This window comes from Telluria sp. ZB4P37, from assembly GCF_059685855.1.
In genome coordinates this window covers 35464-47752 of sequence record NZ_JCASID010000011.1, presented here as the reverse complement: position 1 = coordinate 47752, position 12289 = coordinate 35464, and the positions used below count along the sequence as shown (strand labels likewise).

10 protein-coding genes and 1 riboswitch are annotated in these 12289 nt (G+C 66.7%); of the genes, 4 read left to right on the top strand and 6 right to left on the bottom strand.

Going from position 1 to position 12289, the window contains the following annotated elements; genetic code table 11:
* Positions 1-61: 61 nt before the first annotated feature.
* Positions 62-907: a protease complex subunit PrcB family protein gene (locus tag AC56K1_RS16770; RefSeq protein ID WP_497158931.1), complete on the bottom strand. Its 846-nt coding sequence runs from the start codon at positions 905-907 to the stop codon at positions 62-64.
* A gap of 350 nt (positions 908-1257) precedes the next feature.
* Between AC56K1_RS16770 and AC56K1_RS16765 the strand changes: the two genes are divergently transcribed.
* Both AC56K1_RS16765 and AC56K1_RS16760 read left to right on the top strand, forming a co-directional pair.
* A complete protein-coding gene (locus AC56K1_RS16765) occupies positions 1258-2559 on the top strand; it encodes an ATP-binding protein (RefSeq protein ID WP_497158930.1) in 1302 nt (433 codons plus the stop codon).
* A gap of 296 nt (positions 2560-2855) precedes the next feature.
* Positions 2856-3452, top strand: a complete 597-nt coding sequence (locus AC56K1_RS16760) for a DUF6151 family protein (protein ID WP_497158929.1) — start codon at positions 2856-2858, stop codon at positions 3450-3452.
* Positions 3453-3461: 9 nt separating this feature from the next.
* Here the strand turns inward: AC56K1_RS16760 and AC56K1_RS16755 are convergent, their stop codons facing one another.
* The 4 genes from AC56K1_RS16755 to AC56K1_RS16740 all read right to left on the bottom strand — a co-directional run bounded on the left by AC56K1_RS16755 (position 3462) and on the right by AC56K1_RS16740 (position 7534).
* Positions 3462-3791, bottom strand: coding sequence for a hypothetical protein (locus AC56K1_RS16755; protein WP_497158928.1), 330 nt, complete (start codon positions 3789-3791; stop codon positions 3462-3464).
* Entirely contained in the window at positions 3788-4450 is a 663-nt protein-coding gene (locus AC56K1_RS16750) for a thiol:disulfide interchange protein DsbA/DsbL (protein WP_497158927.1), read from the bottom strand. Before AC56K1_RS16750 ends, AC56K1_RS16755 begins: the two co-directional genes overlap by 4 nt.
* A gap of 217 nt (positions 4451-4667) precedes the next feature.
* The gene (locus tag AC56K1_RS16745) at positions 4668-5558 is read right to left on the bottom strand and encodes a cobalamin-binding protein (protein ID WP_497158926.1); all 891 of its coding nucleotides are present in this window, start codon (positions 5556-5558) and stop codon (positions 4668-4670) included.
* Positions 5558-7534 (bottom strand): TonB-dependent receptor, encoded by a 1977-nt coding sequence (locus AC56K1_RS16740; RefSeq protein WP_497158925.1) that lies wholly within the window; start codon positions 7532-7534, stop codon positions 5558-5560. The genes AC56K1_RS16745 and AC56K1_RS16740 overlap by 1 nt, the downstream gene beginning before the upstream one ends.
* An 82-nt stretch (positions 7535-7616) precedes the next feature.
* Positions 7617-7859, bottom strand: a riboswitch (cobalamin riboswitch).
* Positions 7860-7992: 133 nt separating this feature from the next.
* On the opposite strand from AC56K1_RS16740, the gene AC56K1_RS16735 reads away from it, so the two are divergent.
* Both AC56K1_RS16735 and AC56K1_RS16730 read left to right on the top strand, forming a co-directional pair.
* Positions 7993-10200: a M1 family metallopeptidase gene (locus tag AC56K1_RS16735; RefSeq protein WP_497158924.1), complete on the top strand. Its 2208-nt coding sequence runs from the start codon at positions 7993-7995 to the stop codon at positions 10198-10200.
* Positions 10197-11150 carry a hypothetical protein gene (locus AC56K1_RS16730; protein ID WP_497158923.1) on the top strand — a complete coding sequence of 318 codons (954 nt, stop codon included), beginning with the start codon at positions 10197-10199 and terminating at the stop codon, positions 11148-11150. The genes AC56K1_RS16735 and AC56K1_RS16730 overlap by 4 nt, the downstream gene beginning before the upstream one ends.
* A gap of 100 nt (positions 11151-11250) precedes the next feature.
* Here the strand turns inward: AC56K1_RS16730 and ylqF are convergent, their stop codons facing one another.
* Positions 11251-12171, bottom strand: coding sequence for a ribosome biogenesis GTPase YlqF (ylqF, locus tag AC56K1_RS16725; RefSeq protein WP_497159035.1), 921 nt, complete (start codon positions 12169-12171; stop codon positions 11251-11253).
* Positions 12172-12289: the final 118 nt, after the last annotated feature.

Here is a 12289-nt window from a genome sequence, read left to right as displayed (position 1 = left end):
TTACAACCGGGAGTTCGCGTGCCGATATTTTACGTCGAGCAAGACAAATTCTCACGAATTGTTACCCTAAGAACTGAATTTTCTTGGAGAAGATCACCGGCACGCTGCTCCGGTCGACCACGACGAGGTGGGCAGGATAGGTGATCGCCATCGTGCAGATCACGCCCGGTCCCGGTTCGGTGTCGACGTGCAGCACCTCGAGCCTGCCGTCGCTGGGCACGATGCTGGAGATGACGGTGCTGTAGCAGCCGGACGGGCGCGCGCCCAGGAACACGCCGATGACCATCTGGCGGCTGAAGTCCACGGCCGGCAGGGGCAGCTCAAGGCCGGCATGTTCCCGCCACAGCGCGGCCCAGGCATCGGCATCCATCACCACCACATTGCGCGGCGCATTGACGCCGGAGCGGGTGGTCTGGGACAGCGTTTGGTAGCCCAGCGCCCCCCCTGGCGCCGGCAGCAGGTCGATCGCTTCGACCTTGTGCGCCGCGCCCAGGCCGAGGTCGGCCTTGTCGAGGTTCTGCAGCATGGTGTCGAACAGCGGGCGCAGGCCGGCGTCGCTGCAGCTGGTACGCGGGCCGGCGATGGTCTGGCCGGCGCTGCACAGCACCGCCTGCGGGGTCGGGCCCATCAGCGTCTGGGAATAGGACGCGTCGGCGCACTGGCCGGCGCGGTCCCACAGCACGTATTTGCTGTCGATGACGAACAGCTTGTTGCGGGTGCCGGCGCAGGGAGCGTCCTGCGCCATCTTGACGTACTCGGAAACGACCGGCACACCGCCATTCGGCTCGCCTACCGCAATACCCTGCCCCGCAGTGCGGTCGGGCGGCATCACGGTGGAGCCGCCACAGGCAGCCAGGGCAACGCCGATCACGGCGGCAGAAAGCAGGACGCGCACAGCCATGTTCATCTTGTTCTTCTCCTGCCGGCGTGTCTCTCCGCCAGTCGTTTCCTTGGGAATAAAAAAACCCGCCGACACTCGCATATCAGGCGGGCAAACGGAAAACCAGATAACCGGATACCTGATGATGAGTATCTTAAGGATCTTGCATGTTTTATTCCCCCCTAAACTGTCGGCGAATTGTCATCAATTTGTAAGGGCGGCGCGATGCACATCGTACCCGCCTTGCATTCGACTTGCCCTGGAAATTTTGTTTATTGCACAATGCTCCAGCGAGCCTTTGCTCCTATACAATGCGCTCAAGGAGAAACTATGTATTACGCAGCGCCTAGCAACCGCAAGTCATGCAGGATGGGTACGTGAACCGGATTTTTTTCCGCTTCTTCGTGCTGGTCATGTTGTCGATCACGGCCGCCACCTTCGTGATCTATTTTGCGTTCAGCCGGCTGTTCGGCGATCCGCTCGACGACATCGCGCGCAGCCAGGCCGCAGCGCAGATCTTCCTGCTCGAACAATACGTCGACAAGGCCCCGGCCGACGAATGGCTCACGCGCCTGAACAACGTGCGCGTCGTTTCCGACGTGCGCTATGACCTGATCACCCTGGCCGAAGCCCGCGCCGCGCTGGGCAGGAGCGGGCGCGCCGCGCTCGACCGCGGCGAGATCGTCCTCGATCCGGCCGAACGCACCCTGTTCCGCCGGGTCGACCAGGCGGGCGAGCGCTATATCGGCAGCCACGAAGAAGTGCTGCGCGCCGGGAACCTCCCGATCGATATCGGGCAGGCACTCAAGATGGAAGCCCTGCGCTACGTGATCGTCGCGATCGCCCTGCTGCTGCCGATCGCGCTGTGGTCGCGCTCGCACTGGCAGGGCTTGCAGGCGCTGTCGCGCGTGGCGGACGAATTCGGCAGCGGCAAGCTAGGGGCGCGCGCCCACTTGAAGCCCTCCGAGGCCGTCTATCCGCTGGCCGGGCGCATCAACCACATGGCCGACCGCATCGAAGAGCTGCTGCAAGCGCAGCAAAGCCTGCTGCACTCGGTGTCGCACGAATTGCGCACCCCGATCGCGCGGCTCGAGTTTGCCCTCGAACTGCTCGACGCCCGCGCCAGGGACCCCGACCTGAGCCGCCGCATCGCCGCCATGGAGGGCGACCTGCGCGAACTCAATGCCCTGGTCAACGAGCTGCTCGACATGAGCAAACTCGACAGCAGACGCAACCTGCAGGCCACGCCCACGCAGGTGGAACCGGTGCTGCGCGAATGCACGGAGATGCTGCCGCCCTCCCCGCAGCGGCTCGATTGCATCCTGGCCGGCGACCTGGGCGAACTGGAGCTCGACCGCCGCCTGCTGGGGCGGGCCGTCTGCAACCTGCTGCGCAATGCGCAGAAATATGCGAACGGCCGCATCCTGCTGGCGGCCACGCGCGGCCCGCAGGCGCTGGAGATCACGGTGGACGACGACGGTCCCGGCATCCCCGAAGCCGAACGCGAAAAAGTGTTCGAGCCCTTCTACCGGCTCGACCGCAGCCGCGACCGCGCCACCGGCGGCTTTGGCCTGGGCCTGTCGATCGCGCGCAAGGCCGTGGCGCTGCACGGCGGCGCCCTGCGCGCGGAAGCGTCAACGCTGGGCGGCGCGCGCTTCGTCATCACCCTTCCCGTCTGAACGATTATCAGGAGATATGCCATGATGAGCATGCGTCGACCCGGCACAAGGTCCATTGCCGCCCTCCTGACTGCGGCGGCGTCGTACGGACACGCGCACGCAGCCGATCTTGCGCTGGTGCTGCACAAGCCGGCGGAGATCCGCATTTTCGCCGCTGGTGAATCTCCGGCCAGGCTGATCCAGCGCCGGGCCGCCATTGTCCCGCCGGCCAGCACTATCCCAGGCGCCGTCTCGCTCCGGGTCGCGCCGGTCTCCGCCCGATTTTGTCCTCAACCCGGCTGTTCAGGAGAATCACGATGACGCTTGCATTGCGCTGCCGCTGCGGCAAACTACAGGGACAGGTCGACACGGGGCGCGTCGCCGCGCGCGCGGTCTGCTATTGCAAGGACTGCCAGGCGTTCGGGCATTTTCTGGGCACGGGGGCGCTCGATGCCGCCGGCGGCACCGAAGTCGCCGCGGCCCTGCCCGCTGCCGTGCGCTTCGACGCCGGCCTGGAGCACCTGGCCTGCATGTCGCTCAGCTCCAAGGGCCTGTACCGCTGGTATGCCAGCTGCTGCCGCACGCCAATCGGGACAACTCCGCGCGACCCGCGCACCTCGTATGTGGGATTGATACGTGCCTGCGTGGATGCTTCGCCGGAAGAGATGAACCGCGCACTGGGCCCGCTCAAGTCGCACGTGAATACGGAATCGGCAACCAAGCCGGTGACATCAAACGGCCTGGCTCTCGTCGGGGTGGTGGCGAAGGTAGGGATGATGCTCTTGAAGGCGCGCCTCGGTGGCGGCTACAGGAACAATCCGTTCTTCGACCCGCAATCCAGCCAGCCGGTGAAGCCGGTACAGGTCTTGTCGCTGGAAGAAAGAAAGGCGCTGACCCCGCAGGGCCAGCGCTAGGCCACGCGATCAGCGCTGGCGGGTCTCGGGCACGGTGCGCACGTGCGTGAAACCGTACCAGAGGTGTTCCCACCAATGGTCGCGCGAGTGCACGGTCACGAGGCAGGCCTTGTCGATGCCGCCCTTGAAGAGCGGATCGGGGCACTTGTTGGTCATCAGGGCATAACGCTGGTTCTCGGCGTTCACCAGGGCGAGGGCGAGCCAGATCGCCAGGCCCGCGAAGAAGGCCGCCAGCGACCAGGCAATGTGGTTCACATTGCTGGTCTCAAACAGGTCGTCCTCGTCGGGCCGGGACCCATCGTACATCTTGAGGACTTCGCGTTCGACGTCCTTGCTCATTTGGTCTTGGCTGCCTTGGCGACGAGTGCGTCCATGACCTGGGAGGTGGCCTGCAGCATCTGCTTCACGTCCTGGATCTTGTTCGCTTCGGCCACCTGGCCCGGCGACACCACGTACTTGCCGTCGATGATGATGGTCGGGGTACCGGTGACCTTGTAAGAGGCCTGCAGCTGGCTCAGGCGGCGCAGCTTGGTGGTCACGCCGAACGAGTTCCAGGTTTCCATGAACTTGGCCTTGTCCAGGCCGTTCTTGACCGCCCAGTCGACGATCGCGTCATCGGTCATCAGGCGCTTGCGCTCGACGTGCACCGCGCGGAACACCTTGCCGTGGAATTCTTCCAGCTTGCCCATCGCTTCGAGCGTCAGGAACAGATGCGCTTCCGGATCGGCCGGGCCCTGGAACGGCAGGTGGATGCGGCGCATGACGATGTTGTCGCCCTGCTTCTTCACCCAGCCGTTGAGCATCGGTTCGACCATGTTGCAGGCCGGGCAGTGGTAAGCGAAGAATTCGATGACTTCGACCTTCTTGCCCGCCGCCTGGACCGGCTGCGGTGCGGTCAAGGTCTGGTAATCCACGCCGTTTTTCGGGTCTGCCGGGGAAGCAAAGGCAGTGCTGGCGACCATGGTGGCAGCGATGAGGGCAAAACGCAGGGAACGCATAGATTTCCTTCCACAAGTGATTGAGCAAACGCCGGGAGATTACCATCTTTTTACCCGTCCCTAGAGGCTGGGGCGGTAATTTTGCATTTGCTTACGGATTTAACGGTTTGATGTTGAATAGTGGCTACGCAATCAACTTGGCGGAAATGACGGTCTTAAGGCCAGAAGCGTCAGAACCGTCGTTCCGCGAGGCGGGAACCCAATTTTTCAGCCGAAGTCACTTCGGCCGCCGCTGCCGCACCTTATCCAATACCTCGCACAGCGCCGCCGCCCCCTCCACCGTCCGCGGCCCGGGCCGCGTCAGCAGCTCGCCATCCACCGTGATCAGATTGCCCCGCTTCACCGCCGTCATGCCCGGATACGGCGCCCACACCTTGAGCCCCGGATTGGCCGGGTCGTCGCGCTTGCCGGCCAAAATCGCTTCCGGGTCGGCCGCCAGCACCGCCTCAATGCTGACCTCCGGCGCCACCACCTTCAGGCTGCCGAACACGTTGCGCCCGCCGCAGATGCGGATCGCGTCGCTGGCGATCTGCGCGTCGTTGAGCGTGTACAGCGGCTGGTCCCAGATCTGGTAGAACACCGTCACGGGCGACCGCTTGCCGTAGCGCGCGGCCAGGCCGGCCAGCTTCTTGCGCAAGGCGCCCGCCGCCGCCTGCGCCGTGGCGCCGGTGCCCAGCAGCTCACCGAGCCGCTCGATATTGCGGGCCACCTGCGCCAGCCGGCTCGGCTCGCTGTGGAAGATCGGGATGCCGAGCGATTCGAGCTGGGCGATCTGGCGCGCCGTGTTCCCGGTATGCCAGACCACGATCAGGTCGGGCTTGAGGCTGAGAACGCGCTCCATGTCGATCTGGCTGTTGCTGCCGACCAGGGGGATGGTCTTGGCCGCTTCCGGGTAGTCGCTGTAGTTCATGGCGCCGACCACGCGCGCGCCGCCGCCGGCCGCGAACAGCAGCTCGGTGGCATGCGGCGCCATCGAGATGATGCGCCGCGCCGGCGCCTGCACGGTGACGCGGCGGCCGGCGTCATCGACCACGCTGACCGCCGCCGCCGCGCTTGCCGAAGCCAGGGCTGCCAGCAGCACCGGCAGGGAGCGGACCAGCGCCTTCATCAGAACTCGTAGCGCAGCGACAGCTTCAGCTGGCGGCCATCGCTCGGGTAAATCCCCGAACGGCAGCCGTAAGCGTTGCTGTAGTACTGGCGATCAAGCAGGTTCAGGCCGGTGACGGCCGCCTCCCAGGCGCCAACGCGGTACGCGTAACGCCCATCCACGGTGGCGTAGGACGGAATGCGTGCGCCGCAGGCATTGGTGAAGTCGTTGCCGTAGCGCTGGCTGTCGACCCACTGGGCGCCGAGGTCGGCGCTGTGGGCGCTGCTTGGCGTCCAGGCCAGGCGCGCGGTGACGACGTTCTTCGGCACCAGCACCATTTCGCGGCCCGCGTTCGGGCCATCCGTGAACCCGGCCTCGACGCGCTGCCACTGGCCGCTGAAGCGCCAGGCCTGGCCCAGCGCCAGCTGGCCTTCCACCTCGACGCCCTGGCGGCGGGTCGGATCGAGATTGGTGTTCGCACCCCAGCCGCCGGAGAGCGTCGGGTCAAAGAAGATCTCGTTACGCAGGCGGTGGCGGAAGACCCTGGCCGCGATACGGCGCGCGTCGCTGCCGGCGCTCACGCCCAGTTCCAGGTCGCGCGAGGTCTGCACGTCGAGCAGCGCACCGGTCGAGCGGTAGCCGTTTTCGTCGGCATTCGGGATGCGATAGCTCTGCCCGGCCTTGGCGTGCAGGGTGAGGCCGGGGGCGGCGTCGATGCTCCCCTCCACGCTCCAGCCGTTCTGCGACTGTTCCCCTGCCGGCACGGCCAGCGCCGCGTTGGCCTCGTCCTTCTCGAAGCGCTCGTGGCGCGCGCCCAGCGCCAGGCGCGCGTTCAGGGCGCCGGCAAAGCGCATCTCGTCGCGCAGGTAGACGGCTTTCGAGTCCTGGCTGGCCTCGGAACCAAAGCTGGTGGCACGCTCCCAGCGCACCAGGTCGATGCCGGCCACGAACTCGTTCTGCACGCCGTCCCAACGTGCGCTCTGGCGCAGGCGCGGCGAAAACTGGGTCTGGCGCGAACGGTAGGTCGCCTCGGACAGGAAGCCGCCGAAGTTGTAGGCCGACTGCACTTCGCGCTCGCGGTGGCCCAGTTCGGCGGCCAGCTCGAGGCTGCCGATGCGATGTTCGGCAAACGCGGTAATGCGGTCGCTGTCGGTGGAACCGAAATCGTCCGGGGTCAGGGTTTGGCGAGGTTTGGCCAGGAACTGCTGCTCGGTGAGCGATCCCGGGAAGCGCATGTGCTGGCGCGCGCTGTCGACGCGCATGCCAAGGCGGGTCGCGTTGTGCGCCCACTGGAAGCCGCCGCTGATGCTCTTCTGGCGGAAGGCGTTGTTGTCGCGGTAGTTGTCGGTGCCCTGGTGGGCGGCGGCCAGGTCGAAGGACAGCGGGCCTGCACCATGGCGCACGGAGGCGCGCACGTCGTGCTGGTCGAAGCGTCCGCCCTCCGCGCTCAGCGAGCCGTGGTAGCCGGGCGCTGCGCCGCGCTTGGTGATGACGTTGATGACGCCGCCGGTGGCGCCTTCGCCATACAGCACGCTGCTGCCGCCGCGCGTGATCTCGATGCGCTCGACGGTATCGACCGGGATCGACGCCAGCGTCGCGCCGGACAATTCGTTTTCGTTCATGCGCACGCCGTCGACCAGGATCACCAGGTTCTGGCTGCTGTTCGAGCCGAAGCCACGCAAATCGAGCCCGAAGTCGGGCGAGCCGTCCAGGCTCTGGCGGCCATGGACGCCGCCGATCTTGCGGATCGCGCCATTCACGTCCGTGGCGCCGGCGCGGCGGATCTGGTCGGCGGTGATGACGGTGGCGCCGATCGGCGCGTCCGCGACCCTTGCCGGGAAGCGCGCGCCGGTGATGACGACGGCAGGCAGTTCAGGCACCTGGACGACCTGGTCCTGGGCATGGGCAGGAGCAGCAAGGAAGGAAGACGACAAGGCGCAGGCCAGCGCGAGCGGCGTGAGGGCCGGCGCGCTGCGTGGTACGGCAGCAAATTTCATGTGATGGTTCTCGGTAAAAGCACCGGCCTGCGTCCCCGCACACCGGAGTCAACGGAAGACGCCACTGGCATGCGAGCCCGTGGCGCTTCCACCTGTCCTGGCCGGTATCCGGGCTTGCAAGACCGACCGCCTCACCTTCCTATGCATGTGCACAGTGGTTATCGAGGCGGCCTGCCACCCCCCTGTCATACTTAGAAGGCGGCGCTTGTTGACCGTTGCGGGGGCAGCACATCTTGGCAGCAGCGCGCAGCACTGTTGCCTTGTGTTTCCCGTTTAACTGCGCTCGCTGATCGCGGGCGCGGGCACCAAAACCCGACGATTATAACCTGACAAGTCCCGGGCCGCGCCCGGCGGCTCCCGTCGGCACTCTCGCCGTCCTGTCGCAAAAGCTTGGCCTTTCGGCCACCGTCTGGATATAGTCGAGCAAGTAGAAGGACAACATCGACAAGGAGTGCTGCATGCACCTGCAAGGAAAACATGGGCGCCTGCGCGCCGCCGTGCTGGCCGCGCTGCTGGCCGTTGGCGCTGCCAGTGCCTGGCTGGCCCAGGCCGAGGCGCCGGCGAGCGTCGTGCCGCCATCGCTCGACGGCATCGCCCTGGCGGCGCCGGATGCCGCCGCGGTCACTGTGCCGAGCAGCCCGGCTGCCTGGGGTGGAATCCGCGACACTAGCCTGGCCACGCTGTCGGACCGTGTCGCGAATTACCGGATCGAAGCCACGCTCGATCCGGTGAAACACGTTGTCACGGGCCGCCAGCAGCTCACCTGGCGCAACCGAAGCGCCGTCCCGGTGCGCAGTGTCTACATCCACCTCTACATGAACGCCTTCGAGGGCGAAGGCAGCACGTTTTACACCGAACAGCGCGAGCGCGGCGAACGTTTCCGCAGCGGCAAGGACAGCGGGGCCGGCGAATGGGGCCATATCGCCCTGCGCAGCGTGCGCCAGGGCGGCGCACAGGTAGCCTGGCATTTCGTCCAGCCCGATAAGGGCCCGGCCACCGACCACACGGTGGCGCGCCTGGACCTGCCGCAAGCCGTGGCTCCGGGCGCTTCGACCACGCTCGACATGGCCTTTACGACCCAGCTGCCGCGCGTAACCGCGCGCACCGGCTATTTCGACAGCTTCCACCTGGTGGCGCAGTGGTTCCCGAAGATCGCGGTGCTCGAACTGCCGGGCGAGCGCGGGGCCACGGCGCCGCGCTGGAACGCCCACGAATTCCACATGGATTCGGAGTTCTACGCCGACTTCGGCAGCTACGACGTCAGCTTGAGCGTCCCGAAGGGCTATACGGTCGGCGCCACCGGCGAACTGCAGGGCGCACCGTTTGAGAAGAATGGCAAGCTCACCCACCGCTACGTGCAGCACGACGTGCACGATTTCGCCTGGACCGCCGACCGGCGCAGCGCTGCCCCGCTGGTCGAGACCTGGAACGGCCCGGGCAGCCCGCCCGTGACCATCCGGGTGCTCTACCCGCCGGAGTACGCGGCCAGCGCCCGGCCGGCGATGAAGGCGGCAAAGGATGCACTGGCTTACTTCGCGCGCACGCTCGGCCCCTACCCTTACCGCACGCTGACCGTCGTGATCCCGCCACACAATGCCCAGGAAGCGGGCGGCATGGAATACCCGACTTTCATTACCGCCTCGGGCTATGCCGAGGTGCCGGCCAAGTCGCTGGCCGAATACGAGCTTGATGGCGTGACCATCCACGAATTCGGCCACGGCTATTTTTACGGCATCCTGGCCAGCAACGAGTTCGAGGAACCGATGCTGGACGAGGGCCTGAACGAATACTGGGACACCCGCATGCTGCGCGAGCGCGGCCAGCAGGTACATCCGCTGCCGCATTTCCTCCAGCGGATCGGCGTGGCGCCCGCGTTTGCGGCCTTCGATACCCTGCGCATGGCATCGCCGCGCGACAAGCCGGCCGATGCGCCGGGCCAGAACGCATGGAAACGGCTGCAGGGCATCGGCCCGGTCTACACCCGCAGCGCAACCGTGCTGCGCGACCTCGAGGCGCGCATCGGCAGCGCGGCGATGGAGCGTGGTTTCAAGGAATACTACCGCCGCTGGCAATTCCGTCACCCGAGCATCGCCGACTTGCGCGAAGCACTGGCGGACGGCAGCCGCGCACGGGCTGCCGTCGAAGACGTCTTTGCCAAGCAGGTGTATGCGACCTCGCGCGTGGACGACCGCGTGTCCGCGCTATCGAGCGAGGAAGAGCTGCCGCTGGCGGGCACGCACATCGCCAACGGCAAGCGCATTGAAGAGACCGAGACTGCACTGGACAAACGCATCGCGGAGATCCGCAAACAATGGGAAAAAGCCAATCCGAAGGCGAAAAAGGGTACGGGCCCCTTCCCCTGGCGCACCCAGGTGACGGTGCGGCGCGAGGGCGCCGGCGTGCCGCAGACGCTGGTCGTGAAGTTCGAAGACGGCAGCAGCGAGACCGTCGCGTGGGACGCCGATGAAAAGTGGCGCAGCTTCAGCTGGAGCAAGCCGGCACGCGCCCTGTCGGCCGAACTCGACCCGCAGCGCAGCCATTACCTCGACGTGAACAAGCTCGACGACAGCCGCACCATGCAGCCGGATACGAGCGCATCGACCCGCTGGGCGAGCGAAGCCGCGGCCCTTGTCCAACTCATCCTGTCCTTGATCGCTACCGTATGACGACCATGAATGCTCCTGTCGCAGCGCCGGCGCTGCAAGCTACTGCGCCCTGCGCCGCCCCTGCCCAACATGGCTTGCTGCGTGCCCTCCGCCCTGCCCTGCAATGGCGCCTGATGCTGCTCTGGCTGCTGGCGCTGCTGCTGCCGGCGATGGTGGCCGTGCTGCCCATCTGGCGCATGCTGGGCGCCGCCTTCGACCGCTCGGTGCACGCCCCTGCCATGGCCAGGGCGCTCGACCTGGTCGCCATTTCCGACATCCTGAGCCTGCACGGCCAGCATGCCTCGGCCCTGGCCAGCGGCGGCCTGGTGGCGCTGGCGATGACGCTGCTGCTGTCGCCGCTGCTCACCGGTGCGGCCATCACCGCGGCGCGCGCCCCGGCCCCGATCGGCTTCGCGGCGCTGGCCGCCGGCGGCGTGCACGAATACGGGCGGCTGCTGCGCATGATGCTGTGGGCGGTTGTGCCGCTCGGCCTGGCCGGCTTCCTGGGCGCCATGGCGGTCGGGGCGGCGGACGAACATGCCGCCACGGCGGTGCTGGAATCTTCGGCCGGCAATGCGCAGCTGGGGGCGGCGATCGTCGCGGGCATCCTGGTGCTGCTGGCGCATGCCACGCTCGATGCGGGGCGCGCGGTGCTGGCGCTGGACCGCCGGCGCAAATCGGCAGTGCTGGCATGGCGTGATGGGTTGGGATTGCTGGCGCGGCGGCCCGTGGCGGCGCTCGGCTTTTATGTGGCGGTGACGGTGCTGGGTCTTGGGCTGGCGGGTGCGCTGGCCGTGGCGCGGCTGAATGTGCCGGCGCTGGGTGCGGGCAGCCTGGTGGGCGGGCTGCTGCTGGCGCAGCTGGCGGTGCTGGCGCTGGCGTGGATGCGTTGCGCGCGGCTGTTCGGGTTGATGGAGCTGGCGCGGGTGCGCGGTTCGCAGGGTGGGCGGGTCTTCGCGCCCGCGCGGTGATTGTTGTAGTTTGAACCGCCGTACGGGCGGCATCACCGTGATTTGAACGCGCGGGGTGATCTGGTCCAGTGGACCAGATCACGAGCCGCCACCCTAGGGGTCACGTGCCGCGCTTGCCGCGCGCCGCCTCTTCCGCCTTCTTGGCCGCCTTCTCTTCCGCCAGGCGCGCCTTCTCGGCTACCTCGGCCGCATGCTGCGCCAACGCCGCAGCGCGGCTTTCCGGCGTCTCGAGGCTGATCCGCCCCAGCGCCCCGGTGCGGTAATCCTGCAGCAGCGTATGCGCGCCCTTTTCGTAATCGAATTCGCCGCCGCGCACGCGGAAACCGCGCCGCGCCGCCACGCCTTCGATCACCGAGATGCCGTCCATCCCGTCGGTCTTGAAGCCGTAGCGGGCCGTGAGCAGCTGCGGGTATCGCTCCAGCAGCAGGTTGCCCAGGAATTCAGCCACTTCTTCCTCGATCAGCGCATTGGTGCCGATCGCATGGCTGGCGGCCAGCATCAGGCCGTCGCTGGCCATGGCGATCTTCGGCCACAGCATGCCGGGGGTGTCGACCAGCACAGTGTGCTTGCCCAGGTAAAGCTTTTGCTGGACCTTGGTCACGGCCGGCTCGTCGCCCACCTTCGCGACGCGTTTCTTGAGCAGCGCATTCATCAGGGTCGATTTGCCAACGTTCGGGATCCCCATGATCATGATGCGCAGCGGCTTGGTCGGCACGCCGCGATGCGGCGCCAGCGACAGGGCCAGGTCGGGGATGCGCGCAACGTCGGCCGGCCTCTTGGTCGTCATCGGGTAGGCGGTCACGCCCTTGCGCGCTTCGTAGAAGGCTTTCCACGCGGCGGTGGCGACCGGATCGGCCAGGTCGGTCTTGTTCAGGATTTTCAGGCAGGGGCGCTGGCGGAAATTACGCAGCTGGTCCACCAGCGGGTTGCAGCTCGCCTCCGGAAGGCGTGCGTCGAGGACTTCGATCACCAGATCGATGTTCTCCATCTGCTCGGCGGCTTCCTTCTTGGCCGCATTCATGTGCCCCGGGAACCATTGTATCGACATGCTCTACTCTCTCATCTTCAATCAGGGCGCTATTTTACGCTGGTGCTGCGGCATCGAAGCAACCGACCGACGTTCTGGCCGATCTGTTGAT

What these genes read in the sequence shown, in the direction of transcription:
- AC56K1_RS16770 (WP_497158931.1), bottom strand. Translation starts at nt 907, where the DNA reads ATGAACATGGCTGTGCGCGTCCTGCTTTCTGCCGCCGTGATCGGCGTT.
- AC56K1_RS16760 (WP_497158929.1), top strand. Translation starts at nt 2,856, where the DNA reads ATGACGCTTGCATTGCGCTGCCGCTGCGGCAAACTACAGGGACAGGTC.
- AC56K1_RS16755 (WP_497158928.1), bottom strand. Translation starts at nt 3,791, where the DNA reads ATGAGCAAGGACGTCGAACGCGAAGTCCTCAAGATGTACGATGGGTCC.
- AC56K1_RS16750 (WP_497158927.1), bottom strand. Translation starts at nt 4,450, where the DNA reads ATGCGTTCCCTGCGTTTTGCCCTCATCGCTGCCACCATGGTCGCCAGC.
- AC56K1_RS16745 (WP_497158926.1), bottom strand. Translation starts at nt 5,558, where the DNA reads ATGAAGGCGCTGGTCCGCTCCCTGCCGGTGCTGCTGGCAGCCCTGGCT.
- AC56K1_RS16740 (WP_497158925.1), bottom strand. Translation starts at nt 7,534, where the DNA reads ATGAAATTTGCTGCCGTACCACGCAGCGCGCCGGCCCTCACGCCGCTC.
- AC56K1_RS16735 (WP_497158924.1), top strand. Translation starts at nt 7,993, where the DNA reads ATGCACCTGCAAGGAAAACATGGGCGCCTGCGCGCCGCCGTGCTGGCC.
- AC56K1_RS16730 (WP_497158923.1), top strand. Translation starts at nt 10,197, where the DNA reads ATGACGACCATGAATGCTCCTGTCGCAGCGCCGGCGCTGCAAGCTACT.
- ylqF (WP_497159035.1), bottom strand. Translation starts at nt 12,171, where the DNA reads ATGAATGCGGCCAAGAAGGAAGCCGCCGAGCAGATGGAGAACATCGAT.